The following is a 24855-nucleotide window of genomic DNA, read 5'->3' on the forward strand; positions in this document are numbered from 1 at the left end:
CACGGCGGTTGAACCAGAGCGCTCCGGCAGCCACCAGCACGACCGCAGCGCCGAGCAGGATTCCCGCGCCGGCCCATGGGACGCCGTGCCGCCACCCTGGCCCGGCACGGTCTGCCGCCCGGCTGCCTGACCGTCGAGGTCACGGAAACGGCCGTGTTCGGCGGCGGGCACGCGCTGGCCGCCGTCGCCGCCCTGTCGGCGCAGGGCATCGCGATCGCCCTCGACGATTTCGGCACCGGCCACTCCTCGCTGGGGCTGCTGCGGACCTGCCCGGTCGACACCATCAAGGTCGACAAGTCGTTCGTCGACGGGCTGGGCGGCACCCCGCAGCAGGAGGCCATCGTGACCGCGCTGGCCGGGATCGCCGCGACCATGCAGCTGGACCTGGTCGCGGAGGGCGTGGAGACCGCGGAGCAGGCGCAGCGCCTGGTCGAGCTGGGCTACCCACACGCGCAGGGCTTCCATTTCGCCCGGCCGATGCCGGCCGACTCGATCGACGCCATGGTGGAGCAGGGCAGCCGGCAGGCCGCCTGAGAACGGCGCTTGTCGCGTACGATCAAATGCTTGTCGTTCTGGATCAAGTGCTGCCGGGCTGGAGGCCCTAGCTTGGTCGCATGGATTTCACCCCTTCCGAGCGCGCCGCCGCGCTGACCGAGGCGGTCCGCGCGTTCGTCCGCGACGAGATCGAACCGGTGGAGCGGGAGCTGCGCCGCACCGCGGGCGGTGACCGCTGGCGGGTGCCCGAGGAGGTGCACGAGCTGCGCCGCAAGGCGCGCGCCCAGGGCCTGTGGAACCTGTTCCTGCCCGCCGAGTACGACGGCCCGCACGGCACCGGCCTGTCGAACGTCGACTACGCCCCGATCGCCGAGGCCACCGGCTGGTCGCACCTGGCGCCCTACGTCCTCAACTGCAACGCCCCGGACACCGGCAACGCCGAGGTGCTGCTCCGCTACGGCTCGCCGGAGCAGCGGGAACGCTGGCTGGAACCGCTGCTGGACGGGCGGATCCGCAGCGCGTTCGCGATGACCGAGCCGGAGGTGGCCTCCTCCGACGCCACCAACATGCAGCTCACCGCGGTGGTCGACGGCGACGAGATGGTGCTCGACGGCCGCAAGTGGTGGACCACCGGCATCGGCCACCCGGACTGCCGGGTGCTGATCGTGATGGGCCTGACCGACCCGGGCGCGCACCGCTACGCCCAGCACTCGATGGTCCTGGTCCCGATCGACACGCCGGGCGTGCGGGTGGAGCGGATGCTCGACACCATGGGCTTCTTCGACGAACCGTTCGGGCACGGCGAGGTGTCGTTCACCGGCGTCCGTGTCCCGCTGTCGAACGTGATCGCCGGCCCCGGCCGCGCCTTCGAGATCGCCCAGGGCCGGCTCGGCCCGGGCCGCGTGCACCACGCGATGCGCCTGGTCGGCCTCGCCGAGCGCGCCCTGCACCTGGCCTGCGAGCGCGGCCTGTCGCGGGTCGCGTTCGGCAAGCCGCTGGTCAACCTGGGCGGCAACCGGGAGCGCATCGCCGAGGCCCGGATCGCCATCAACTCGCTGCGGCTGCTGATCCTGCACGCGGCGTGGAAGCTCGACACCGAGGGCCCGCTGGCCGCGATGTCCGAGGTCAGCCAGATCAAGGTGGCCGCGCCCACGGTCGCCCAGCAGGTGATCGACTTCGCCATGCAGATCCACGGCGGCGCCGGGCTCTCCAGCGACTTCCCGCTCGCCTCGGCGTGGACCGCGGCCCGCGCGATCCGGCTCGCCGACGGTCCGGACGAGGTGCACCGCGGTGTCATCGCCCGCATCGAGCTGGCCCGGCACGGAGCGAGCCGATGAGCCGCGTACTGATCACCGGCGGCGCGTCCGGGCTGGGCGCCGCGCTGGCCGCGCGCTGCGCGGCCCGCGGCGACCAGGTGCTGGTCACCGACGTGACCGAGCCGGCCGTCCTGCCGGACGGCGCGGCCTTCCAGAAGCTCGACATCACCGCCGAGGCCGACTGGGCGGCGGCCCTGGAGCGGGTACGCACGGAGTTCGGCGGCCTGGACATGCTGGTCAACAACGCCGGGATCGCCGCCGGTGGCCGCATCGACCGGCTGGGCGCGGAGCACTGGCAGCGGGTGCTGTCCGTGAACGTGCTCGGGGCGGTGCACGGCTGCCGCACGTTCGCGCCGCTGTTCAAGGAGCAGCGCGGCGGCCGCCTGGTGAACGTCGCCTCGGCCGCCGGCCTGGTGCACGCTCCCGCGATGAGCTCCTACAACGCCTCGAAAGCCGCCGTGGTGGCGCTGTCCGAGACGCTGCGCCACGAGCTCGGGCCGTGGGGTGTGCGGGTCTCGGTGGTCTGCCCGACGTTCTTCCGCACCAACCTGGCGGCCTCGATGTCCGGCGACGACCCGATGATGGAGCAGGTCGCCACCAAACTGATCAACCGGGCCCCGCTGGGCGCCGACGAGATCGCCGCCCGGGTGCTGCAGGCGGTCGGCGCCGGCAAGTTCCTGATCATGCCGGACCGGCCCGCGCGGGTCGCGTTCTGGACCAAACGGCTCGCCCGTGTCCTGTACGACCGCCGGATGATCGCCACCGGCACGAAGATCATGGAGTCGGAGCAATGAGCGAGCTCGCGAGCGAATCAGTCAGCTCAGTCATGGCCTCATGTCGACGCCGCAGCGAAGCGGAGGTGCCGGCATGAGCAAGGGCGTCGTCCTGATCACCGGCGCGAGCGCCGGGCTGGGCGAGGAGATGGCGCGGCAGTTCGCCGCGCTCGGCTACGACCTCGCGCTCTGCGCGCGGCGCACCGACCGCCTGGACGCGCTCCGCGACGAGCTCAAGGACCGGCGGGTCAGCGTACGCCGGCTCGACGTCACCGACGACGAGGCGGTGTTCACGGTGTTCCGTGAGTTCGCCGCGGAGTTCGGGCGCATCGACCGGGTGATCGTGAACGCCGGCCTCGGCAAGGGCGCCCCACTGGGCAGCGGCCGGTGGGACGCCAACCGGGCCACCGCGATGGTCAACTTCGTCGGCGCGCTGGCCCAGACCGAGGCCGCCCTGGAGATCTTCCGCGCCCAGCAGGGCGGCCACCTGGTGCTGATCTCCTCGATGTCGGCGCTGCGCGGCATGCGCAAGTCGATGACCACCTACGCGGCCACCAAGGCCGGGGTCGCCGCGATCGCCGAGGGCGTCCGCTCGGAGCGGATCCGCGGCGTCGACGTCTCGGTGATCTACCCGGGTTACATCCGCTCCGAGATGAACGCGCACGTGCAGCAGAAGACCCGCTTCATGGTGGACACCCCGACCGGCGTCCGCGCGATGGTCGCCGCGATCGAGAAGCGCAAGGTCAAGGCCTATGTCCCGGCCTGGCCGTGGGTGCCGATCGGCGTCGCGATGCGCACCCTGCCGCTGTCGGTGGTCCGGAGGCTGGCGTGACCGCACCGGTCCGCGCCGAGGACGCCTTCGACGTCGCCGCGGTCGCCGCCTGGCTGGGCCTGGACGGGGTGCCGCAGGTCCGGCAGTTCTCCGGCGGCGCCTCGAACCTGACCTATCTGCTCGGCGACGACCTGATCCTGCGCCGCCCGCCGGCCGGGACGAAGGCGGCGAGCGCCCACGACATGGGCCGCGAGTTCCGAATCCAGTCCGCGCTCGCCCCGGTCTTCCCCTACGTGCCGGAGATGGTCGCGTACTGCGACGACGAGTCGGTGATCGGCTCGCCGTTCTACGTGATGCGCCGGGTCGACGGGCACATCCCGCGCAAGGAGCTCGGCCTTGATCTTGAAAAAGACCAGGTCCGGCGGCTGTGCACCGGGGCGCTCGACCTGCTCGCCGACCTGCACTCGGTGGATCCGGCCGCAGCCGGCCTCGCCGACCTGGGCCGCGGCGCCGGCTACGTGTCCCGCCAGGTCGACGGCTGGAGTCGCCGCTATCGCGCGGCCCGCACCCGCAACGTGGGCTCGTTCGCGACGGTGATGGCGTGGCTGCGCGACAACCAGCCCGCCGACCGGGGCGCCTGCCTGATCCACAACGACTTCCGGTTCGACAACGTGGTCCTCGACCGGTCGTCGGCGCGGCCGGTGGCGCTGCTCGACTGGGAGATGGCGACCATCGGTGACCCGCTGATGGACCTCGGCGGCGCCCTGGCCTACTGGGTGCAGGCCGACGACGGGCCGCTGTTCCGGGCGTTCCGGCGCCAGCCCACCCACACCCCCGGCATGTTGACGCGGCGGGAGGTGGTCGACTACTACTGCACGCGCAGGGGCATCGATCTCTCCGACCGGCAGTGGGCGTTCTACGAGGTTTTCGGGCTGTTCCGGCTGGCGGTGATCGTGCAGCAGATCTACTACCGCTACCACCACCGGCAGACCCGCAACCCGGCGTTCCGGCACTTCTGGGTGGCGAGCCTGATGCTGGAGGCACGGTGCCGGCGGATCATCCGCCGGGCGGGGAGGTAACGCGTGGGGCGGCTCTTGCTGGTCCGGCACGGTCAGGCGTCGTTCGGCGCGGACGACTACGACGAGCTGTCCGGGCTCGGCGGTGAGCAGGCCCGGGTGCTCGGCGAGTCGTTCGCGCGGCGGGGAATCCGGCCCGATCTGGTGCTGTGCGGGTCGCTGCGCCGGCACGCGGGCACGGTCCGCGGGATCCTCGACGGACTCAGCCTCGAGGGACTCAGCCTCGATGGCCCCGGCGACCCGGCGATCCCGGTGACCGCGGACCCCGGCTGGGACGAGTTCGACTTCCAGCACGTGGTGGAGATCCACCAGCCGCGGTACCGCGACCGTGCGTACCTCGCGGCCGAGCTCGCGCGCAGCGACGAGCCCGGCCGCGCCTTCCAGGAGATCTTCGAGGCGGCCACCGGCCGCTGGTGCTCCGGCGAGAACGACGCGGAGTACGCCGAGTCGTTCCCGGCCTTCCGGGAGCGGATCGCGGGCGCCCTGGAACGCGCCGGCGACCTGCTGCGCCAGCACCGCGACATCGTCGCGGTCACCTCCGGCGGCCCGATCGCCCTGGCCGTCGCGATGCTGACCGCCGGGCCGAAGGGCGATCCGGCCACCGTCGCGGCGATGTGGGCCGCGCTCAACCGGGTCGCGGTCAACACCGGCGTCACGAAACTGGTCTCCGGGCGCCGCGGGCTGTGGATGTCCACCTACAACGAGCACACGCACCTGGAATCCGCACCGCGCCTGCTCACCTACCGCTGAGGAGGGCCCGATGCCCCGCCGCCTCATCCGTCCCCGCCGCTGGACCCCACCCTCGGTCACCGACCCCGGTCCCACCGCGCCGCTGACCGTGCTGGGCCGGCTGCCGACCGGCGGGCACGGGCCCGAGGATGTCGTCTTCGACCCGGCCGGCCGGGTCATCGCCGGCGTCGGCGACGGGCGCATCGTCCGCCTCGACCCGGCCACCGGCGAGCGCACCGTGCTCGCCGACACCGGCGGCCGCCCGCTCGGCCTGCACGCCCGCGCCGACGGCGGCGTCCTGGTCTGCGACCACGACAAAGGCCTCCTCGAGGTACGCCCGGACGGCACCGTCACCACGCTGGTGGAGACGCCTTTCCCCAGCAATGTGGTGGAGAGCCGTGACGGCACCGTCTGGTTCACCTCGTCGTCGCTGCGCTGGGACCTGGCGAACCACCTCGGCGACGTCTTCGAGCACTCCTGCACCGGCCGGCTGCTGCGCCGCGACCCGGACGGCACCGTCACCACCGTGCTGGACGACCTGAAGTTCGCCAACGGGCTGGTCCTGGCGCCCGACGAGTCGCACCTGCTGTTCGCCGAGACGGCCGGATACCGGATCCGCCGCCACTGGCTCACCGGCCCGGCGGCCGGGACGACCGACGTGCTGGCCGAGAATCTGGCCGGCTTCCCCGACAACATGTACCTGGGCAGCGACGGCCTGCTCTGGGTGGCGATCGTCGCACCGCGCAACCCGCTGCTGGACCGGCTGCTCCCGCTGCCCGGCCTCCTGCGGGTGCTGGTCTGGAACCTGCCCGAGGCGGTCCGCCCCCGGGCCGCCATCGTCGCCTGGGTGATGGCCTTCGACCTGGACGGCAAGCTGGTCCACGACCTGCGCGCCACCGACGGCTCCTACGGTTTCGTCACCGCCGTCGCCGAGCACGACGGCACGGTCGTGCTGGGCAGCCTGATCGAGGACGACGTGGCGGTCGTGACGCTGGAGTCACCCCGCCGGTAACACGGGCGCGCTGGTCAGGACCCCGTCCTCGTGGATCTCCTGGCGCAGGTGGGCCACGTTGACGAGCTGACCGCCGTCGAGCGGGCCGGCGTTGAGCAGGCGCAGGATCACCGTGCCGTACTTGGCCATCGTGTTGCGGCCGGGCATGAAGATCGACAACTCGTCGCGCGCCGGCTGCTCCTGCACCAGCAGACCGGCGGGCAGCGCCGCCAGCGCCTCCGCGGTTCCCGACACCGGCACCTTGACCAGCCAGAACGGCCCCTCGCCGTCGAGGACCCGGCGGTCCCGCCCCGGGGTCTCCAGCGCCAGGGTGCGCCACGGCCGGCCCCGCCGGGTGAGGCCGGCCCGCTCCACCTGCGCGACCAGCTCGGCGGTCGCCGCCGCGATCAGGTTCTCCGCCTGCTCCCACTCGCGCGCGTCGCGGCCGAGCGGCGTGTCGTGGACGAACGCGGCGACCACGGTCGTCGCCGGCACGTGCCGCGGCCGCACCTGCGGCTGGGCGTCGAAGACCGCCCGGGCCGCCTGGATCGCCTCGTCCTGTGCCACGCGCTGCCGCTCGACGTCGTCGCGGTGCCTCTCCAGCAGGGCGAGCGCCCGGTCCGGCTCGTCGAGGGCCTCGCGGACCAGCTTGACGCTCATCCCGGTGTCGCGCAGCAGGGTGATCAGCATGGCCTGTTCCACCTGCTCGAACGCGTACGACCGGTGGCCGGTCCGCTCGTCGACGCCGGCCGGCACCAGCAGGCCCTCCGCGTGGTAGTAGCGCAGGGTCTGCGGCGTCAGATGGCACATCTCGGCGAATTCGCTGATCGACAACATGCCACCAGGTTCCCCCTTGTGGTTACTGCAAGGGCAAGCGGGCCGACTCGCGTAACGCCGACGGGCTCATCCCCCACCAGCGGCGGGCGCAGCGGCTGAGCACGGCCTGCTCGGCGAAACCCAGCAGCCGGCTCACCTGGGCGAGGGGCATGTCGGTGGTGGTCAGGTAGGTGCGGGCGCGGGAGCGGCGCACGCCGTCGAGGATGCCCGCGAACGACTGGCCCTCACCGGCGAGCTCGCGCTGCAGGGTGCGCGGGTGCACGGCGAGGACCCGGGCGACGTCGGCCAGCTCCGTCGAGCCGGTGCCGAGCGCCTGGGCGAGCACCGTGCGCACCCGCGACGACACCGCCGTGCCCGGTCCGGGCGACTGCCGGGACAGGAACGCCAGGGCCAGGCTGCGCAGGGTGGCGTCGACGCCCTCCAGCGGCCGGCCGAGCAGGCTCGCCGGCACCCGCAGCAGCGCCTCCGGCCGGCCGAAGCGGACCGCGGCGCCGAACGCCTCGGCGTACCGCTCGCGGGGCGCGGCCGGCTGGTGCGGCAGGTCCACCGAGCGCAGCCCGTACCCGCCGCCGACCAGGAAGGTCACCGCCCGGTGGACGAACAGCATGGTCATGTCCGTGGCCTGCGGCAGCGGGCGCACCCCGTCGCCGAACGCGTACCGCAGGCCCCTGATCCCCGGCACGCCCTCCGGGTCGTCGATCAGCGCGACGTGCAGGTCGCGGGCGTGCACGAACATGTAGCGCGAGGTGCACTCCAGGGCGTCGCCGACCGACGGCGAGTGCTGGATCGCCACGGCGAGCGGCCCGAGCATGCTCAGGTCCTGCGCGGAGGCGACCCGCAGGCCCAGGTCGGGGCAGCGCAGCGCGACCGCCGCGATCTCCAGCACGGCGGCGATCGCGGTGTCGGCGATCAGCAGGTCGTCGGTGTCGAGCGCGGCGGCGGGCAGGCCGGCCTGCCGGGCGTAGAGCACCGGGTCGCCACCGAGCTGCTCGACGGTCTCCCGGAACTTCTGCAGACCTGCCGAGCGGACCAGCGACACCGCCGAAGACTAACGCGCGCTCAGTGCTCGGTCGCGGCGTGCCGCCACTCCAGCCGGGCCAGCACCGCGAACAGCAGCGTCGCGAGGCCCAGGCCGGCGACGATGGCCCATTCGAGCAGGCCGCTGCCGCCGTCCGGGTCGACGCCGAAGACGATCTCGATCCATTCGCGCGAGATCAGGGTGACGACGGTGAGCACGGCGGTGAGGCCGGCCAGGCCGAGTTCCACCCAGAAGCGGTTGCGCATCACGGCTCCTCCCGTACGGCAGTTGTCATCGTCGATGGAATCGGCGCCCGGTGCTGTCGCCTCGGCGACGCGGCGCCGCGCTCGCGGCTGGCAGACTGCGAGTTGGCACAGGGAGGCGTCATGGCCGAACGCATCACTGACCGGCTCACCGTGGTCGACACCGACAACCGCGAGGTGCTGCTGTTCGACGCCGACTTCGCGGCCCTCGACCTCGGCGCCACCGGGAACGAGGGCGACCTGCGGATCCGCGGCGACGACGGCGGGTTCAAGTTCCACCTCGACGGCGGCCGGATGCTGCTGGTGGTGCGCGACGCCGCGGGCCGCGACGTCCTGCAGTTCCACGCGCCGAACAGTCAGCTGCGGGTGGGGTCGCAGGGCAACGCCGGCGACGTGTTCGTCATCGACGGCTCCGGCGCCACGTCGATCCACCTCAACGGCGCCGCCGGCGACATCGTGCTGCAGAACGCGGACTGCGCGGAGGAGTTCGAGTGCGCCACGGACGAGACCCCGGAGCCCGGCTCCGTCGTGGTGCTGGACGCCGACGGCGGCGTCCGGCTCAGTTGCGAGCCCTACGACACGCGGGTGGCCGGCGTCGTGTCCGGCGCCGGCGGCTACCGGCCGGCGCTGGTCCTCGACCGGCGCCCCGGCGGCCGGCCGCGCGTGCCGGTGGCCATGCTCGGCAAGGTGTTCTGCCGGGTCGACGCCACCGACCGGCCGGTCCGCGCCGGCGACCTGCTCACCACCGCGGCGACGCCCGGCCACGCGATGCCCGCCGCTGACCTGGCCCGGGCCACCGGCGCGGTGATCGGCAAGGCGCTGCGCCCGCTGCCGGACGGCACCGGCCTGCTGCCGGTGCTCGTCTGCCTCCGGTGAGCGCACGACGATGACCAGGTCGATGCGCGCGATCGCCGGTTGTCTCGGGCTGTCCGGCCCGGTGTCGGTCCGCGACGACCTCGTCCGCCGCGCCGAGCAGCACAACCTGAACCCCTTCGACATCCGTCCCGGGCTGGGCCCGCTCACCGGCCCGGTGTCGGTGGCGCTGGTGATGCGGCACCTCGAGTGGCAGTGGTGCAACGAGGCCAACTACCGGAAGATGCCGGTCCCGGTGGAGCTGCGCTCGCCGTCGCGGGAGGAGGCGCAGATCCTCGTCGACGGCATCTGCCGCCGGATCGGCCTGTTCATGGGCCGCTCCGACGACGAGCTGGACTGGCACATCTACCCGGATCTCGACGGCCCCGTCCGGGCACGGCTGGAGCGGCTCGGGCGGCTGCGCGACACCCTCTTCTGCGAGTGGATGGTGGTGAACCGCTGGGAGGACGAGATCTTCGGGCGGCAGTGGTGGTCCAACGACATGGACGGCATCCTGTCGCTGCGCCGGCCGCCGGACGGCAGGCATCCGAACGCCGAGACCGCGTCCGAGTACTGGAGCTGGGAAGCCAACGACCAGCAGGGCACCACCGAGACCGTGGCGGCCGTCGACCAGCGGCGCACCAACTCGGCGATCATCGGGGGCCGCGTCTACCTGCAGGGCGCGTTCGTCAACGACAAACCGACCGACGACGACGAGCACAACCACCTGGAGATCCATCCGCTGGACTCGGTCGCCTACGCCCGGGAGCCCGGTGGCGCCGTGCTGGCCGCCCGCCCGGCCGATCCCGGCTGGCCCCGCTCGACGGTCGTGTGGCGGGTCGGTGCGGTCAGCAACTCCGGCTTCCACCGGATCAACTCCTGCGGCTTCGTCGCCAAGGAGCGCACGACCGTGTGGTACCTGGCGCTGCCCGCCGGCGCCGCCCTGCCCACGCTCGCCGTCACGGTCACCGAGGACCGGCCCGGTTACTGGGACTCGATCGACAATGTCCGGCGCAACCTGCGGCGGGTCAAGAGCGTGACCGTCGACCCGCCGGCGGACGGGCAGCCGCGCGGCCATCGGGAGTTCCCGATCGACCCGTCCGACGGCCGGCACAAGCTGCGCGTCGAGATCACCATGATGGCGCCGGACGACTGGGGCGGCCTGTTCCTGCGCGACTTCACCATCCGCGCGCGGACCCTGATCGCGCCGGCCGCGCGGTCAGGGGACGGTGACGACCTCTTCGAAGGCGGCGCCGGCGCGGAGCCGGTCGATCAGGGTGAGGACGGCTGACGGGCCGCCGTTGCGGTGCGCCCAGTCGCTCACCACGCAGGCCGCCCGCAGATATCCGCCGTCGACCGGGCCGGGTGACGGCGCCGACCAGTCGGTCCGGGTGATCGCCAGCGCCTCGTCGAGCGGCACGCGGCAGCGGGCGGCGCCGGCGCCCGGCCGCAGGTAGCGCTCGTCCTCGGAGACCAGCACGGCCAGGCCCTCGTCGAACCACTGCGGCACCCGGTCGCGGGCGGCGCCGAGGCGCTGGTGGAACTCGCCGTGCGACAGCTCGTGCGTGGCGATGGTCTCGGTCGCGCCCTTCGGCGACAGCAGCAGCGCCCAGGTGCGGATGGTCCGGCCCTTCTCGCCGCCGCCACCGATCCGGCGGTAACAGGCGCCGGTGGCGCAGATCAGCACCCGGGGCTCGACGGTGCGGCCGCCGTAGAAGGCGGTGATGCGCGCGTCCGCGGCGTCCAGCATCGGGCGGTAGGCGGGGTCGTCGCGTTCGGCGTAGACGCCGTCGCCGAGGCTGGTCAGGCCGTAACACTGCGGGCACGCGGTCGCGGCGACCGCCGGCGCCGCGATCGCGACGGCCGCCGCGGTGACTCCGAGGAGCCCGGCCACGGCGGCCATCGCGATGATCCATCGACGTCGGCGCATTCGGCGATGCTACGACGTCAGCGCACCCGGAAGGTGTCGCTCAGCGTCGCCTGCGAGGATCCGCCGACGTGCACCCGGTAGGTGCCGGGCGCGGTCCGCCAGCCGCCGGACCAGTATTCGAGCAGGTGGAGATCCTTCAGGTCGGCGCGGCTCAGCGTGATCTCGACGGTGCGGTGCTCGCCGGCGGCGAGGGTGACCCGCTGCCAGCCGACGAGACGTCGCGCCGGCTCACCGGTGGCGGCCGGCAGGGTCACGTAGGCCTGGGCGACCTCGGTACCCGTACGCCGGCCGGTGTTGGAAAGCCGGAACCGGATCCGCAGCCCGCCGCGCGCATCGCTGCTGACCTGCGGTTCTCCGTAGGCGAAGGTGGTGTAGGACAGGCCGTGGCCGAACGCGAAGAGCGGGTCGACGCCCTCCGCCTCGTACCAGCGGTAGCCGACCTTGAGGCCCTCGCTGTAGGAGACCTGGCGGATGGGAGCGCCTACGCCCGGGTAGCGTGCCGGCTCCCCGGCGGTCGGGGTGTCGGCCAGCGAGCGCGGGAAGGTCATCGGCAGCTTCCCGGACGGGTTGGTGTCGCCGAAGAGCAGGGCGGCGACGGCCGGGCCCATCTGCTCGCCGCCGTACCAGGTCTGCAGGACCGCGGGCACGGCGTCCAGCCAGGGCATCTCCACGGCGCTGCCGGTCTGCAGGACCACGACGGTACGCGGGTTGGCCGCCGCCACCGCGGCGATCAGCGCGTCCCCGCCGCCCTGCAGCCGCAGGTCGGTGAGGTCGGTGAACTCGCCGGTCCGCTGATAGCCGAAGACCACCGCGACGTCGGCGTTCGCCGCGGCCGCCGCCGCGGTGGCCGGGTCGCTGCCGTTGTCGAAGGTGACCGTGGCACCGGCCCGCGCGGCCCGCTCCCGGATGCCCTGCTCCGGCGAGATCAGGTCCTCGCACGGCAACGTCTGCGGGGTGCCGAACCGCCACGGCAGGCTGCACACCGAGTTCGCGCTGATGCCGTTGGCCGGCGTGGCGGAGGCGGTCGGCCCGATCACCGCGATGGTGTCGCCGGAACGCGGCCGCAGCGGCAGCGCCCGGTCGTTCTTCAGCAGCACCGAGCCCTGCTCGGCGACCTGCCGGGCGACGGCCTTGTGCGCGGCCGTGGAGGCGTCGGCCACCGGCGTGGCCGGCAACGGATGGTCGAACAACCCACCCCGGAGGTAGGAGCGCACCACCCGGAACGCGGCCGCGTCGATCTGCCGCTGGGTGATCTGCCCGGCCGCCAGCGCCGCGTCGAGGCGTTCCGGGGTGAACCAGACCGGCCGGTTCAGTTCCTGGTCGAGGCCGTTGACCAGGCTCGGCGCGGTGGAGTGCACCGAACCGAAGTCGGACATCACGTATCCGTCGAAGCCGATGTCGCCCTTGAGCACCTCGGCCAGGCGCGGGTTCTCGCAGGCGTAGACGCCGTTGATCTGGTTGTAGGAGCACATCACGCTCTCCGGCCGGCCCCGGTCGACGGCGATCTCGAACGGCAGGTCGTAGAGCTGGCGCAGGGTGCGCTCGTCGGCGTTCGACGAGCTGGTCTGCCGGTCGAGCTCCTGCTCGTTGGCGACGTAGTGCTTGAGCGCGGCGAGCACCCGGTCGCCGGACTGGATGCCGCGCGTGCCGGCCGCCGCGATCAGCCCGGTGAGCAGCGGGTCCTCGCCGAGGTATTCGGGGGTGCGGCCGGAGAGCGGGGTGCGGCCGCTGGCCAGGCCGGGCGCGAGCAGCACGTTCTTGCCCTTGTCGAACGCCTCGCCGGCCTGTGCGGCGCCCTTCGCGTACGCCAGCCGCTGGTTCCAGGTGGCGGCCGTGGCGATCGTGGCCGGGAAGGCGGTCACGCCCGGGGTGAAGCGCACCCCGTCCGGCCCGTCGGAGTAGACCACGGTAGGCGTGCACGGCACCTGCACGGGATAGACGACGTCGCCGGGCCAGGTGGTCTGCCGCGGGCTGTTGGCCGGCTGTTCCACCAGCCACCGGTACTTCTGGTGCCGGCTGCTGGCCGCGAGCAGCGCCAGGGCCCGCTTCTCCGGCGACTTGCGGGCATCCATCCACGGCACACCGCGGCACTCGTCGCCGGTCTGCGCCCGGGCGGGCGAGGCCGGGGTCAGCAGCAGGGGTATCAGCAGGACGGGAAGCAGTCTGCGCACCGCGAACTCCTATCGGGAGACTGCGTTCATCCTTCTGCCGCAGTGACGCTCACCGATAGGACGTCCTGAACGAGAACTAGCACAGAACACACCTGGTTACAGGTGGTCCTCCTCCGCCGGCCAGGACATCTCGTCCAGCGCCGGAACCGGCGGGCCGAGCTCCTCGGGGATGTAGAGCACCGAGCCGGGGCCGGGCTCCGGCTCGCACGCGAGGGAGGTCCCGCCGACCGCGACGCCGGCCGCGATCGCCGCACCGGCCGCCAGCAACCCGAGCACCGTGGCGATTCGCATCATCGACTCCCCTCACTGATCCCCTCAGTGAAACACGAATGCCGCCCGCACGGGAGAAAGCCGTCGGGCACCCGCCAAACTAGCCCACCGTGTCACGGCCGCTTGATCGGGTGGGCAGATTGCTCAGCCGAAGCCGGTCCGACGTGGTGACTTTGAGCAAACTGCCCGCTCAAAACTGTGCTTGTTGTGCAGCTCACGGCGGTTTACCAAGCTGAGAGGCGTCAGCCCGCCCCAGCTGTAGGAGGCTTCAGCACCATGTCCTTCCACGACACCCTCACGAACGAGGAGCGGCTCGCCGAACTCGACCTCGGCACGCTCAAGCAGCTCGTCGGGCTGGTCGAGTACGACTCGGGCAACGACCCGTTCCCGGTCACCGGGTGGGACGCGATCGTGTGGGCGGTCGGCAACGCCACCCAGACCGCGCACTTCTTCCAGTCCGCGTTCGGGATGGAGCTGGTCGCCTACTCGGGTCCGGAGACCGGCAACCGGGACCACATGTCGTTCGTGCTCAAGAGCGGTGCGGTCCGCTTCGTGATCCAGGGCGGCGTGAACCCGGACAGCCCGATCATCGCCCACCACGCCCGCCACGGCGACGGCATCACCGACATCGCCCTCGAGGTGCCCGACGTCGACAAGTGCATCAAGCACGCGCGGGACGAGGGCGCCACCATCCTGGTCGAGCCGCACGACGTCACCGACGAGCACGGCACGGTGCGGATGGCCGCGATCGCCGCCTACGGTGAGACCCGCCACACGCTGGTCAACCGCGACCACTACAGCGGGCCCTACCTGCCGGGGTACGTCGCCCGCACCTCGACGCACCGCAAGCGCGAGGGCGCCCCGAAGCGGATCTTCCAGGCCCTCGACCACATCGTCGGCAACGTCGAGCTCGGCAACATGGACGAGTGGGTCGACTTCTACAACCGGGTCATGGGCTTCACCAACATGGCCGAGTTCATCGGCGACGACATCGCCACCGACTACTCGGCGCTGATGTCGAAGGTGGTGGCCTCCGGCAACCACCGGGTCAAGTTCCCGCTCAACGAGCCGGCCCTGGGCAAGAAGAAGTCGCAGATCGACGAGTACCTCGAGTTCTACCGCGGTCCGGGCGCCCAGCACCTGGCGCTGGCCACCAACGACATCCTGCGCACCGTCGACGTGCTGCGCGCCGAGGGCATCGAGTTCCTCGCCACGCCGGACTCGTACTACTCCGACCCGGAGCTGCGGGCCCGCATCGGTGAGGTCCGGGTGCCGATCGAGGAGCTGCAGAAGCGCGGCATCCTGGTCGACCGCGACGAGGACGGCTACCTGCTGCAGATCTTCACCAAGCCGACCGGCGACCGGCCTACCGTGTTCTTCGAGCTGATCGAGCGGCACGGCTCCCTCGGCTTCGGCAAGGGCAACTTCAAGGCGCTGTTCGAGGCGATCGAGCGCGAGCAGGAGAAGCGCGGCAACTTCTGAGCCGAGGACCCGGGAGGGAGGAGTTCGACATGGCGCACTACCAGCGGGCCGGAAGCGTCCCGCCGAAGCGGCACACCCAGCATCGCGACGCGAGCGGCAAGCTCTACTACGAGGAGCTGATGGGTGAGGAGGGCTTCTCCTCGGACTCCTCCCTGCTCTACCACCGCCACGTCCCGTCGGCGGTGGTCGGCGCCCGGATCTGGCAGCTGCCGAACCAGGCGACCATCGCCAACCAGCCGCTGCTGCCCCGGCACCTGAAACTGCACGACCTGTTCGAGGGCGAGGAGTGGAAGTCGTGCGACGCGGTGCGCGACCGGCGCCTGGTGCTCGGCAACGCCGACGTACGGCTCAACTACGTCGTCTGCGGCACCGCGTCCCCGCTCTACCGCAACGCCACCGGTGACGAGTGCGTCTACGTGGAGGCCGGCGCCGGCACCGTGGAGACGGTCTTCGGCGACCTGGAGGTGGCCACCGGCGACTACGTGATCATCCCGCGGGCCACCACGCACCGCTGGGTGCCGGCCGGGCACGAGCCGCTGCGGCTCTACGCGATCGAGGCCAACAGCCACATCGCCCCGCCCAAGCGGTACCTCTCCCGGTACGGGCAGTTCCTGGAGCACTCGCCGTACTGCGAGCGCGACCTGCGCCTGCCGAGCGCGCCGCAGCAGCGCGACGAGCAGGACGTCGAGGTCTACCTCAAGCACCGCGGCGACGGGCCGGGCGGGCTCGCCGGCAGCGTGCACGTGCTGCCCCACCACCCGTTCGACGTGGTCGGCTGGGACGGGTGCCTGTACCCGTACGCGTTCAACATCGCCGACTTCGAGCCGATCACCGGGCGGGTCCACCAGCCGCCGCCGGTGCACCAGGTCTTCGAGGGCAACAACTTCGTGATCTGCAACTTCGTGCCGCGCAAGGTCGACTACCACCCGCTCGCCGTGCCGGTCCCCTACTACCACTCGAACGTCGACAGCGACGAGGTCATGTTCTACGTCGGCGGCGACTACGAGGCCCGCAAGGGCTCCGGCATCAACGTCGGCTCGATCACCCTGCACCCCGGCGGGCACTCGCACGGCCCGCAGCCGAGCGCCATCGAGGCCAGCCTCGGCGCCGAGCGCTTCGACGAGCTCGCCGTCATGGTCGACACGTTCCGGCCGCTCGGCCTCGGCGAGGGGGGCAGCATCAGCGACGACGGCCGCTACGCCTGGACCTGGGCGGGCCGGGGACCGAGCTCGTGAAGGCGCTGAACCCGCTGTTCCTGCGCCTGTTCGACGACGCGGCGATCTTCCCGCCCGGCAACGTGCCGATGGCCGAGGCGGTGGCGGCGCACCGCGAGCGGCAGTCGTCGCCGCTCGCGCCGCTGCTCGGCCCGTTCGTCTGCTCGCTGGCCCGCTGGGACGAACTGGTCGCGGCGGCCGCCGGCGGGCCGCCCGTGCCGGTGTCGCTCGTGCTGCCCGGCCCGGCCGACCTCCCGGAGGCCGCGGAGGTGCACCTGGTCGCGGTCGAGGGGCCCGGCCTCACCCCGGGCGGAGCGCTTCCGGCGTACACCGAGATCCCCTGCGCGGAGATCACCGCGACGCGCGTCGCGGCCCTGCGCGACGCCGGCTCGCGCCTCAAGATCAGGACCGGCGGGGTACGGGCGGACGCGTTCCCGACCGAGGCACAGCTGGCCCGCGCGCTCTGGACCGCCGTCCGTGGCGGGATCGCGTTCAAACTGACCGCGGGCCTGCACGACCCGGTCCGGCATCGCGATCCGGTGACCGGTTTCGAGCACCACGGCTACCTCAACGTCATCCTGGCCACCGCCCAGGCCCTGCAGGGCTACGACATCGAGCGGGCCCTGGCGGACCAGGACGGCGAACGGGTGGCGGCCGCGGTCGGCGGGATCGACGAGGTCCTGGCCAAGGCGGTCCGGCACCACTTCGTCAGCTTCGGCACGTGCAGCGTCAGCGAGCCGGTCGACGGCCTGCTGCACCACGGACTTCTTCTCCCGGAGGATCTCTCTTGACCTGGCTCGACGTCCCGGCCGACCATCCCTTCGGCATCGCCACCCTGCCCTACGGGGTGTTCGGCACGGCGGCCGACCCGCACCCGCGGGTGGGTGTCGCCATCGGCGAGTGGATCATCGACCTGCCGGCGGCGGTGCGGCGGCTGGCCCCGCAGCTGGCCGCCGCGGTGGCCGGGCCGTCGCTGGACGCGCTGCTGGCCGCCGGGCCGCGCACCTGGGCCGAGGTGCGCGAGCAGGTGACCACCTGGCTCACCGACGAGGTCTACCGCGAGCTGCTCGAAGGACACCTGGTGCCGGCCGGCGACGCGGTCATGCACCTGCCGTTCACGGTCGCCGACTACGTCGACTTCTACGCCTCGGAGAACCACGCCACCAACCTGGGCCGGATGTTCCGGCCCGGGCAGGACCCGCTGACCCCGAACTGGAAGCACCTGCCGATCGGCTACCACGGCCGGGCCGGCACCGTCGTGGTCTCCGGCACCGACGTGACGCGCCCGTCCGGGCAGCGGCGCAGCCCGGACGGCGAGATCAGCTTCGGGCCGTCGCAGCGTCTCGACATCGAGGCCGAGCTCGGCTTCGTCGTCGGCACCGGCTCCGCGCTGGGCCGGCCGGTCGGGCAGGCCGCGTTCGCCGAGCACGTCTTCGGGGTCTGCCTGGTCAACGACTGGTCCGCCCGCGACATCCAGGCCTGGGAGTACGTGCCGCTCGGCCCGTTCCTCGGCAAGTCGTTCGCCACCTCGGTCTCGCCGTGGATCGTCCCGCTGGCGGCGCTGGAGCAGGCCCGGGTGGCGCCGCCGGAGCGAACCGTGCCGCTGCTGCCCTACCTCGACGACGCGCAGAGCCCGCCGTGGGGCCTGGACATCCACCTGGAGGTGCGGCTCAACGGCCACGTCGTGTCCCGGCCCGAGTTCGCCGGCATGTACTGGACCGGCGCGCAGATGCTGGCGCACCTGACCGCCAACGGCGCGTCGCTGCGCACCGGCGACCTCTACGCCTCCGGCACGATCAGCGGCGAGCACCCGGATCAGCGCGGCTCGCTGATCGAGCTGTCCTGGGGCGGCCAGGAGCCGATCAAGCTGCCGGACGGCTCGGTGCGCACCTTCCTGGAGGACGGCGACGAGGTGGTGATCACCGCGACCGCCCCGGGCCCGGCCGGCGCCGTGATCGGCCTCGGCGAGCTGCGCGGGCGGATCAGCCCTCCTTGTTGACGAAGTCGGGGTGGTCGAGCAGGAACTCGCCCACCTCGTCCTTCTGCACCGCGTCGAAGAAGCCCTCGACCGACTCGTCGAACTGCTCGCCCTTGTAGTCGCCGCCGGTGCCGAGACCGCCGCCGGGCAGGTCGACCGTCACCATGTCGTCGACGTTGAGGTCGCGCAGCTCCAGGGCCCAGTCGAGGATGCTGTGGTCGCCGCCGGCGAAGGTCAGCGAGTCGCCGGCCGCGCCCATCACCTTGGTGAGCTTGCCCGGGTCGGTGACGATGTCCTTGCTCATCGCCTGCTTCGCGATCGCCTTGATGAACTGCTGCTGGTGGCGCTGGCGGTCGTAGTCGGTGCGGGGCAGGCCGTAACGCTGGCGGACGTAGTCGAGCGCCTCCCAGGCTTCCAGGTGCACCGGCTTGCTGCTCTTCTTGTAGACCTTCTGCGGGCCGGTGTAGGGCCGCGAGCAGCGGTGGTGCCCCTGGCACTGCGACAGCCGGTCGCGGGGGCTGCCGTCCGGCTTGAGGTGCTCGGACTTCACGTCCTGATCGATGATCATGTTGACGCCGCCCATCGCCTCGACGATCTTCTTGAAGCCGCCGAAGTTGATGATCGCGCCGGCGTCGAACTTCTTGATCCCGGTGCGGTTGCTGACCGTCTTGGAGAGCAGCTGGAAGCCCTGCGAGACCTTGATCTTGCCGTTGCCGGCCTGGCTGCCGAGTGCCATCGCCGCGTTGATCTTGGCGTGGTGGGTCCGGACGTTCGCCGCCGGGAACTCCGGGATCTCCACATACAGGTCGCGGGGCATCGAGAACAGGTAGGCGCGGCTGCGGTCGGCCGGGATGTGCGCCACGATGATCGAGTCGGACAGCGGCGGCGTCTTCGCGTCCCGCGGGTCGATGCCGACCAGCAGGATGTTGAGCGCGCCCTTCTGCAGGTTCGTCTTCGGGGCGGCCTCGGCGGCCTGCGCGTCGAGAAGGCTGTTGTCGGTGACCGCTCCCGTGTACTTCGAGATCAGCGCCTGGCCGGTGACCGCGGTCCCGCCGCTGGCCACCAGGACCACGCAACCGCCGGCCAGGCAGAGCCGAGCCCACAACGGTGCGCGACGCTTCGCGGTTTCAGCCACCCGATCTCCCCCGGTTACCGGTCCGACCAACGATTCAGCATGATCGCATTACCCTGCAAACGCCATGACGGCAGGCGGACCCCCGCCTTCGGCAAGTCCGTTTCGATGTGATTTGATGTCGGCGCCGCCGGCACGGTCACCCTCTGTTGTTCATCCTATGAGGACGACCGGGCGACTGCCGGGTGACGACGGATGTCCGATTGCGCCGCTAGCGCGAGACATCGAGTTCTGTAAATGGAGCAGGCGCATATCCGTCACTGCGTTGTCTGATCCGCGCGGCGGCAGAAGGCTGGAACCGATTTCCGACCACGGGGGTATCCCATGGCACATCGATTCCGCCGCACCGGCATCCTGCTCACCGCACTCGTCCTGACCGCGGCGCCGGCCCTCACGCCCGCCGCCCAGGCCGCGCCCGCCACCAGGTCCGACGCCGTCATCACCTGGAACCTGCACGCCCAGACCGCCATCTACGAGACCGCCCGGCAGTCGCCCACGGCCGGGCTGCGCAGCTTCGCGATGGTCCAGGGCGCCGTCTACGACGCGGTCAACGCGATCGCCGGCAGCCCGTACGAGCCGTACCTGGTCGCGCCGCGGTCCCGGCCCCGCGACTCGGTGCCCGCCGCGGTGGCGGCCGCGGCTCACCGCGTACTGGTCAGCCTCTTCCCGGCCCAGGCCACCACCCTGGCCGCGCAGTACGACGCGGCCCTCGCCGCGGTCCCGGACGGCAGCGCGGAGCGCGGCGGCGTCGCCGTCGGCGAGGCCGCGGCCGCCGCCATGATCGAATCTCGCCGCGACGACGGCGCGTTCTCCGACGCCACCTGGCCGGTCGGCGACCAGCCCGGCCAGTGGCGGCCCACGCCGCCCGGCTTCATCCAGGCCGGAGCGTGGTACGCCGACCTGAAACCGTTCGTGCTCCGCGACCCCAAGGCCTACCGGGTCCCCGCCCCGCCCGCCCTGAGCAGCGCCACCTGGGCGCGCGAGCTCAACGAGGTGCAGTCGCTCGGCTCGGCGGCCAGCACCACCCGCACCGCCGACCAGACCGAGGCGGCGATCTGGTGGGACGACCCGCGGATGGTCGAGTGGGAGATCAAACGCAACCTGGCGAAGGACCACCGGCTCAGCGCGCTGCAGACCGCCCGTCTGTTCGCCATGGTGGAGATCGCCACCGCCGACGCGCTGATCTCCTGTTACAGCGAGAAGAAGCGCTGGGCGTTCTGGCGGCCGGTGACCGCGATCCCGCTCGCCGGCACCGACGGCAACCCGGCCACCACGGCGGACGAGTCCTGGACGCCGCTGCGCACCACCGCGCCGTCCGCCGAGTACCCGTCCGGGCACTCCTGCTTCACCGCGTCGATCATGACCGTGCTGCGGGCCTTCTTCGGCCGTGACCGCGTCGCGTTCCACGCCTACAGCGCCGACTCCGGCACCACCCGGCACTACACCAGCTTCGCCGCCGCCACCGCCGAACTGGCCGAGGCCCGGATCTGGGCCGGGGTGCACTACCGGTTCGCCACCGTGCACGGGATCGACATCGGCAGGGCGGTCGCCCGCGACGTGCTCCGCACCGAGTTCGGCCCCCGGCACGACTGAGAGACCGAGGGCCCGGCACACGGCCGGGCCCTCACCGGCTCAGCGCACGTAGATGTTCGGCTGCGGCGGCGTGCTCATGCCGTTGCCGAGGAAGAAGCTCGGGTGCGGCGGCTGGTTGTACGCCGTGTTCTGCCAGGCGATCGCCACCCGGTACTGCGAGTCGTGCATCAGCGTGGTGATCCGCCGGTCGGTGACCGTCGGGGTGCTGTAGATGCGCAGCGCCGACGAGTCCGACAGGCGCCAGACGATCTCCTCACGCCAGTCGCCGAGCAGGTCGCCGGAGACCGCCGGCGTCTGCTTGGTGCTGTTGTTGGAGGCCACCCCGGAGCCGGTGAGCAGCCGGGTGTCCCCGCCCGTGCCGTACTTGTCGACCCGGGTGGCGTCCACCAGCTCCCGCACCGGGTCGGCGTCCCACCAGGCCAGGAAGTTCGTCGAGGACGGCTTGCGGCCGATGTTCTGCCCGGCCGTGTTCGACAGGCCGTCGACCGACGAGGACCAGGCCTCGGCCCCGGCGCTGCCGGCGTAGACGTCACCGGCGACCGCCCGGCCGTTGTCGCAGCCGCAGGTGGCGTGCGACCAGATGATCGCGCCGGTCCGCGCGTCGAGCATCGCGTCGGTGCGCTGGGTGGTGCTCTCCGACGGCCGGTAGACCTCCAGGCCGGCCCGGGACGGGAGGAAGTCGCCGACGTGCAGGGCGTCGCCGTGGCCCAGGCCGCTGCGCCACAGCAGCCTACCGTCGTCGTTGATCGCCGCGGCGCCGTACATGATCTCGTCCTTGCCGTCGCCGTCCGCGTCGGCGATGGACAGGTTGTGGTTGCCCTGGCCGTAGGCGCCGGTGTTGGTGTTGCCGGAGTCGTAGACCCAGCGGCTGGTCAGGGTGCCGTTGCGGAAGTCCCAGGCGGCCACCACGGCGCGGGTGTAGTAGCCCCGGGCCATGATCAGGCTGGGCCGCTGCCCGTCCAGGTACGCGGTGCCGGCCAGGAACCGGTCCACCCGGTTGCCGTAGCTGTCGCCCCAGCTGCTGACCGTGCCGCGGGCCGGGGTGTAGTCGACCGTCGACATCGCGGCGCCGGTCTGGCCGTTGAACATGGTCAGGTACTCCGGGCCGGTCAGGATGTAGCCGGCGGAGTTGCGGTGGTCGGCGCTCGCGTTGCCGATCACCACGCCGGTGCCGGACCGGGTGCCGTCGGCGGTCTTCATGGCGACCTCGGCCTTGCCGTCGCCGTCGTAGTCGTACACCTGGAACTGGGTGTAGTGCGCGCCGGCCCGGATGTTGCGGCCCAGGTCGATGCGCCACAGCCGGGTGCCCTGCAGGGTGTACGCGTCGACGAACACGTTGCCGGTGACGCCGGACTGCGAGTTGTCCTTGGCGTTCGACGGGTCCCACTTCACGACGATCTCGTAGTCGCCGTCGCCGTCCAGGTCCCCGGCTGAGGCGTCGTTCGCCGAGTAGGTGTAGTCGCTGCCGGCCGGCGGCACCTGCAGCTTCACGTCCAGGTAGCCGTTGGCGAAGCTCAGCGAGGCCGGGGAGGCGGCCTGTTCCACGCCGCCGGCCACGGCCCGGACCGTGTACGACGCGGTCGCGGCGGCGCCCGCGTCGAGGTAGTTCGTCGAGTTGGTGATCGGCGAGGCGTTCAGCTTCGTGCCGCCGCGGTACACGTTGAAGCCGGTGTTCGTGGCCTCGGTGCCGAGCAGCCGCCAGGAGACGAGGTTCGCGCTGCCCGACCGTACGCTGATCAGGCCCCGATCGAGGTCCTCCATCTGCCGGCCGCCGGTGGCCGGCGGCGTGGTCGTCGCCGGCGCCGTCGGTCCGGAGACGTAGGTGAAGGACCACTGCATCCGGGCGACGTCCGCGCAGGTCTCCTGCACGACCGGGTTGTTGCCGGCGGTGGAGCCGTCCCTGTTGCTGACGCACAGGCCGGTGGCGACGCTCTTGATCAGGTACTTGCCGGCCGCCGCCGACGAGGCGGCGAAGGTCCACAGCTGGTTGGTCTTCTGGCCGTCGCCGCAGCCGTACTGCTGCAGCTGGGTGCCGGAGACCGTGCTGGCGCTGGGCACGTCGGCGCACCGGCCGCTGTTGCCGTTGGCGAGGTTGAACTGCCCGGACGCCTGCGCGACGGCCTTCCACTGCTGGTCGGTGGCCGCGGCGTTGCAGGAGACCTGGACCAGCAGCGCGGAGTTGGCGGTGGACGCGCCGGTCACGTCGACGCACTTGCCGCTCGACGCCGAGGCGAGCGTGTAGACGCCGCCGGCCACCGGCGCCACCGCGGCGGCCGCCGGCAGCATCGAGATCGCGACCATGGCGGTCGGCACGGCCACCACGACCGCGCCCGCGGCGATCACCCCGCGGCGCCGCCGCGGGGTCATCTTCTTGAGCATGGTGTTCCTCTCGCAGGGGATGGTGGCCTCCGGGCGGGGGATGCCGGAGGTCCACCGCAGTAGATGCCGCCGGAGACGGGCGACAACGAAAATCCGTCAGGAGATCCGCGGGAAGAACGGGCCCGGCTCCCGGGCCGCCGCGGCGGGGAGGAACGGGGCCAGCTCGTGGGTGAGCAGGCGGCAGGTCGCCACCAGCCGGGCGAGGACCGGGTCCGGGTCCGCGAGTTCCCAGGGGCGCTCCTGCTCGGCGAAGCGGTTCGCCTCGGCGACCACGTCCGTGATCGCGCCGGTGGCGGCCCGGAAGTCGAAGTCCGCCAGGGCACCGTCGATCCGGTCCGGCAGGTCCGCGCCGAGCGGCTCGCCCGGCTCCAGCTCCGGACGGCGGCGGGCCAGGGCGGCGGTCCGGCTGACCAGGTTGCCCAGCCCGTTGGCCAGGTCCTGGTGATAGCGGGTGAGCAGCCGCTGTTCGGTGAAGTCGGTGTCGGCGGCGCGGGCCGGCTCGCGCAGCAGCCACCAGCGCAGGGCGTCACCGCCGTAGCGGGCGGCCACGGCGAACGGGTCGACCGCGGTCCCGGCGCTCTTGGCGATCTTCGCGCCGTCCACGGTGAGGTAGTCGTGCACGGCGATCGCGGTCGGCAGCGGCTCGCCGGCGCAGAGCAGCAGCGCCGGCCAGTGCACCGCGTGGAACCGTACGATGCCCTTGCCGATGACGTGCACGCGCTCGGTCGCGTCCCGCCACGCGGCCGGGTCGGCGGTCAGGTAGTTCGCCAGCGCGTCCCACCAGACGTAGATCACCTGCCCGGGGTCGTCCGGCACCGGGATGCCCCAGCCGCCGGCCCGCGCGGCCGGCCGGGAGACGCTGATGTCGGTCAGCCCGGCCCGGACGAACGCGAGCACCTCGTTGCGCCGGGCGGCGGGCTCGATCCGGATCCGCCCGGACTCCAGGGCGTCCGTGATCGCGCCGGCGTAGCGGGATAGCCGGAAGAACCAGTTCTCCTCGGTGATCCGCTCCGGCGCGGCGCCGTGTTCCGGGCAGCGCCCGGCGGTGTCGCGGAACTCCTCGCAGCCGTGGCAGTACCAGCCGGTGTAGCCGCGCCGGTAGAGATCGCCGCGGGCCGCGGTGCGCCGCCACAGCTCCCGCACCCCGTCGCGGTGGCGCGGATCCCGGCTGGTCCGCAGGAAGTCGTCGAACGACAGCTGGAGCGGCCCGGCCAGCGCCGCGAACCGGTCGGCGTTCGCCGCGACGAAGGTGGCGACGTCGGCGCCGGCCGCGGCGGCCGCGGTCACGTTCTTCAGCGCGTTCTCGTCGGTGCCGGTCAGGAACCGCACCGGGTCGCCGCGCAGGCGCCGGTGCCGGGCCAGCACGTCGGCCTGCACCAGCTCCAGGGCGTGGCCCAGGTGCGGCGCCGCGTTGACGTAGGGAATGGCGGTGGTGACGTAGAAGCTCATCACGATCTCCGAAATCCGCCCCCGGCAGCAGCCCCTGATGCCAGGGGCTGCTGGTGGCGAATTATCGGCGCACGCCGGCGGGCCCCGGAACGGGGCGCATCATCAGGACGGCGCGCTGCGGCATGCCCGCCATGA

General features: G+C 72.3%; 23 protein-coding genes. 14 read left to right on the forward strand and 9 right to left on the reverse strand.

What is annotated here, in order from left to right:
* The first annotated feature begins 75 nt into the window (after positions 1-75).
* The 7 genes from AB0F81_RS36400 (at position 76) to AB0F81_RS36430 (ending at position 6173) form a co-directional block, all read left to right on the forward strand.
* Positions 76-534, forward strand: a complete 459-nt coding sequence (locus tag AB0F81_RS36400) for an EAL domain-containing protein (RefSeq protein WP_360204882.1) — start codon at positions 76-78, stop codon at positions 532-534.
* Positions 535-614: 80 nt separating this feature from the next.
* The gene (locus AB0F81_RS36405; RefSeq protein WP_360204885.1) at positions 615-1832 is read left to right on the forward strand and encodes an acyl-CoA dehydrogenase family protein; all 1218 of its coding nucleotides are present in this window, start codon (positions 615-617) and stop codon (positions 1830-1832) included.
* Positions 1829-2605 carry an SDR family NAD(P)-dependent oxidoreductase gene (locus AB0F81_RS36410; RefSeq protein ID WP_360204888.1) on the forward strand — a complete coding sequence of 259 codons (777 nt, stop codon included), beginning with the start codon at positions 1829-1831 and terminating at the stop codon, positions 2603-2605. The genes AB0F81_RS36405 and AB0F81_RS36410 overlap by 4 nt, the downstream gene beginning before the upstream one ends.
* Positions 2606-2678: 73 nt before the next feature.
* Positions 2679-3416, forward strand: a complete 738-nt coding sequence (locus AB0F81_RS36415) for an SDR family oxidoreductase (protein ID WP_360204891.1) — start codon at positions 2679-2681, stop codon at positions 3414-3416.
* A complete protein-coding gene (locus tag AB0F81_RS36420) occupies positions 3413-4435 on the forward strand; it encodes a phosphotransferase family protein (protein ID WP_360204893.1) in 1023 nt (340 codons plus the stop codon). The genes AB0F81_RS36415 and AB0F81_RS36420 overlap by 4 nt, the downstream gene beginning before the upstream one ends.
* A 3-nt stretch (positions 4436-4438) precedes the next feature.
* Positions 4439-5182, forward strand: a complete 744-nt coding sequence (locus AB0F81_RS36425) for a histidine phosphatase family protein (protein WP_360204896.1) — start codon at positions 4439-4441, stop codon at positions 5180-5182.
* Positions 5183-5192: 10 nt separating this feature from the next.
* On the forward strand, positions 5193-6173 hold the full coding sequence (locus AB0F81_RS36430; RefSeq protein ID WP_360204898.1) for an SMP-30/gluconolactonase/LRE family protein: 981 nt from the start codon (positions 5193-5195) through the stop codon (positions 6171-6173).
* On the opposite strand, the gene AB0F81_RS36435 is transcribed toward AB0F81_RS36430, so the two are convergent.
* The 3 genes from AB0F81_RS36435 to AB0F81_RS36445 are packed head-to-tail and all read right to left on the reverse strand — an operon-like array spanning position 6159 to position 8273.
* Entirely contained in the window at positions 6159-6989 is an 831-nt protein-coding gene (locus AB0F81_RS36435; RefSeq protein WP_360204900.1) for a MerR family transcriptional regulator, read from the reverse strand. The genes AB0F81_RS36430 and AB0F81_RS36435 overlap by 15 nt on opposite strands.
* 22 nt (positions 6990-7011) lie before the next feature.
* Positions 7012-8028, reverse strand: coding sequence for an AraC family transcriptional regulator (locus AB0F81_RS36440; RefSeq protein ID WP_360204902.1), 1017 nt, complete (start codon positions 8026-8028; stop codon positions 7012-7014).
* Between the two features lie 20 nt (positions 8029-8048).
* Positions 8049-8273: an ABC transporter permease gene (locus tag AB0F81_RS36445; RefSeq protein WP_360204905.1), complete on the reverse strand. Its 225-nt coding sequence runs from the start codon at positions 8271-8273 to the stop codon at positions 8049-8051.
* A 120-nt stretch (positions 8274-8393) separates the two neighbouring features.
* Here AB0F81_RS36445 and AB0F81_RS36450 point away from each other — a divergent pair, with 120 nt between their 5' ends.
* Together AB0F81_RS36450 and AB0F81_RS36455 are read left to right on the forward strand one after the other, a co-directional pair.
* Complete coding sequence (locus tag AB0F81_RS36450; RefSeq protein ID WP_360204908.1) at positions 8394-9146, forward strand: hypothetical protein; 753 nt, start codon at positions 8394-8396, stop codon at positions 9144-9146.
* A gap of 10 nt (positions 9147-9156) precedes the next feature.
* Positions 9157-10413, forward strand: coding sequence for a hypothetical protein (locus AB0F81_RS36455; RefSeq protein WP_360204911.1), 1257 nt, complete (start codon positions 9157-9159; stop codon positions 10411-10413).
* On the opposite strand, the gene AB0F81_RS36460 is transcribed toward AB0F81_RS36455, so the two are convergent.
* The 3 genes from AB0F81_RS36460 to AB0F81_RS36470 form a co-directional block, all read right to left on the reverse strand.
* Complete coding sequence (locus tag AB0F81_RS36460; protein WP_360204914.1) at positions 10342-11052, reverse strand: hypothetical protein; 711 nt, start codon at positions 11050-11052, stop codon at positions 10342-10344. The two genes, AB0F81_RS36455 and AB0F81_RS36460, sit on opposite strands and share 72 nt — an antisense overlap.
* A 17-nt stretch (positions 11053-11069) precedes the next feature.
* The gene (locus AB0F81_RS36465; protein WP_360204917.1) at positions 11070-13223 is read right to left on the reverse strand and encodes a glycoside hydrolase family 3 C-terminal domain-containing protein; all 2154 of its coding nucleotides are present in this window, start codon (positions 13221-13223) and stop codon (positions 11070-11072) included.
* Between the two features lie 96 nt (positions 13224-13319).
* Positions 13320-13517, reverse strand: coding sequence for a hypothetical protein (locus AB0F81_RS36470; protein ID WP_360204920.1), 198 nt, complete (start codon positions 13515-13517; stop codon positions 13320-13322).
* 252 nt (positions 13518-13769) lie between these two features.
* Here AB0F81_RS36470 and hppD point away from each other — a divergent pair, with 252 nt between their 5' ends.
* Genes hppD through fahA form a run of 4 tightly spaced genes read left to right on the forward strand, consistent with a single transcriptional unit; the run spans position 13770 to position 18188 of the window.
* Positions 13770-14975: a 4-hydroxyphenylpyruvate dioxygenase gene (gene hppD, locus AB0F81_RS36475; RefSeq protein WP_360204922.1), complete on the forward strand. Its 1206-nt coding sequence runs from the start codon at positions 13770-13772 to the stop codon at positions 14973-14975.
* Between the two features lie 29 nt (positions 14976-15004).
* A complete protein-coding gene (locus AB0F81_RS36480; protein WP_360204924.1) occupies positions 15005-16210 on the forward strand; it encodes a cupin domain-containing protein in 1206 nt (401 codons plus the stop codon).
* A complete protein-coding gene (locus tag AB0F81_RS36485; RefSeq protein ID WP_360204927.1) occupies positions 16207-16980 on the forward strand; it encodes a hypothetical protein in 774 nt (257 codons plus the stop codon). The genes AB0F81_RS36480 and AB0F81_RS36485 overlap by 4 nt, the downstream gene beginning before the upstream one ends.
* Positions 16977-18188 carry a fumarylacetoacetase gene (fahA, locus tag AB0F81_RS36490; RefSeq protein WP_360204930.1) on the forward strand — a complete coding sequence of 404 codons (1212 nt, stop codon included), beginning with the start codon at positions 16977-16979 and terminating at the stop codon, positions 18186-18188. Before AB0F81_RS36485 ends, fahA begins: the two co-directional genes overlap by 4 nt.
* Here fahA and AB0F81_RS36495 read toward each other — a convergent pair.
* Entirely contained in the window at positions 18172-19302 is a 1131-nt protein-coding gene (locus tag AB0F81_RS36495) for an LCP family protein (RefSeq protein WP_360204933.1), read from the reverse strand. The genes fahA and AB0F81_RS36495 overlap by 17 nt on opposite strands.
* Positions 19303-19623: 321 nt before the next feature.
* Here AB0F81_RS36495 and AB0F81_RS36500 point away from each other — a divergent pair, with 321 nt between their 5' ends.
* Positions 19624-20892 (forward strand): vanadium-dependent haloperoxidase, encoded by a 1269-nt coding sequence (locus tag AB0F81_RS36500; RefSeq protein ID WP_360204935.1) that lies wholly within the window; start codon positions 19624-19626, stop codon positions 20890-20892.
* Between the two features lie 39 nt (positions 20893-20931).
* On the opposite strand, the gene AB0F81_RS36505 is transcribed toward AB0F81_RS36500, so the two are convergent.
* Both AB0F81_RS36505 and AB0F81_RS36510 read right to left on the reverse strand, forming a co-directional pair.
* Positions 20932-23271 (reverse strand): RICIN domain-containing protein, encoded by a 2340-nt coding sequence (locus tag AB0F81_RS36505; RefSeq protein WP_360204938.1) that lies wholly within the window; start codon positions 23269-23271, stop codon positions 20932-20934.
* A 96-nt stretch (positions 23272-23367) separates the two neighbouring features.
* Positions 23368-24720 carry a methionine--tRNA ligase gene (locus AB0F81_RS36510; protein ID WP_360204940.1) on the reverse strand — a complete coding sequence of 451 codons (1353 nt, stop codon included), beginning with the start codon at positions 24718-24720 and terminating at the stop codon, positions 23368-23370.
* Positions 24721-24855 lie beyond the last annotated feature (135 nt).

The sequence above is a fragment of the Actinoplanes sp. NPDC024001 genome (assembly GCF_040638955.1).
In the GTDB taxonomy this organism is placed as follows: domain Bacteria; phylum Actinomycetota; class Actinomycetes; order Mycobacteriales; family Micromonosporaceae; genus Actinoplanes.

Bases quoted from the DNA above. Each gene is read 5' to 3' on its own strand.
- AB0F81_RS36400 (WP_360204882.1), top strand. From the start codon at position 76: ATGGGACGCCGTGCCGCCACCCTGGCCCGGCACGGTCTGCCGCCCGGC.
- AB0F81_RS36500 (WP_360204935.1), top strand. From the start codon at position 19,624: ATGGCACATCGATTCCGCCGCACCGGCATCCTGCTCACCGCACTCGTC.
- AB0F81_RS36460 (WP_360204914.1), bottom strand. From the start codon at position 11,052: ATGCGCCGACGTCGATGGATCATCGCGATGGCCGCCGTGGCCGGGCTC.
- AB0F81_RS36455 (WP_360204911.1), top strand. From the start codon at position 9,157: ATGACCAGGTCGATGCGCGCGATCGCCGGTTGTCTCGGGCTGTCCGGC.
- hppD (WP_360204922.1), top strand. From the start codon at position 13,770: ATGTCCTTCCACGACACCCTCACGAACGAGGAGCGGCTCGCCGAACTC.
- AB0F81_RS36505 (WP_360204938.1), bottom strand. From the start codon at position 23,271: ATGCTCAAGAAGATGACCCCGCGGCGGCGCCGCGGGGTGATCGCCGCG.
- AB0F81_RS36430 (WP_360204898.1), top strand. From the start codon at position 5,193: ATGCCCCGCCGCCTCATCCGTCCCCGCCGCTGGACCCCACCCTCGGTC.
- AB0F81_RS36405 (WP_360204885.1), top strand. From the start codon at position 615: ATGGATTTCACCCCTTCCGAGCGCGCCGCCGCGCTGACCGAGGCGGTC.
- AB0F81_RS36480 (WP_360204924.1), top strand. From the start codon at position 15,005: ATGGCGCACTACCAGCGGGCCGGAAGCGTCCCGCCGAAGCGGCACACC.
- AB0F81_RS36470 (WP_360204920.1), bottom strand. From the start codon at position 13,517: ATGATGCGAATCGCCACGGTGCTCGGGTTGCTGGCGGCCGGTGCGGCG.
- AB0F81_RS36410 (WP_360204888.1), top strand. From the start codon at position 1,829: ATGAGCCGCGTACTGATCACCGGCGGCGCGTCCGGGCTGGGCGCCGCG.
- AB0F81_RS36450 (WP_360204908.1), top strand. From the start codon at position 8,394: ATGGCCGAACGCATCACTGACCGGCTCACCGTGGTCGACACCGACAAC.
- AB0F81_RS36435 (WP_360204900.1), bottom strand. From the start codon at position 6,989: ATGTTGTCGATCAGCGAATTCGCCGAGATGTGCCATCTGACGCCGCAG.
- AB0F81_RS36510 (WP_360204940.1), bottom strand. From the start codon at position 24,720: ATGAGCTTCTACGTCACCACCGCCATTCCCTACGTCAACGCGGCGCCG.
- AB0F81_RS36445 (WP_360204905.1), bottom strand. From the start codon at position 8,273: ATGCGCAACCGCTTCTGGGTGGAACTCGGCCTGGCCGGCCTCACCGCC.
- AB0F81_RS36415 (WP_360204891.1), top strand. From the start codon at position 2,679: ATGAGCAAGGGCGTCGTCCTGATCACCGGCGCGAGCGCCGGGCTGGGC.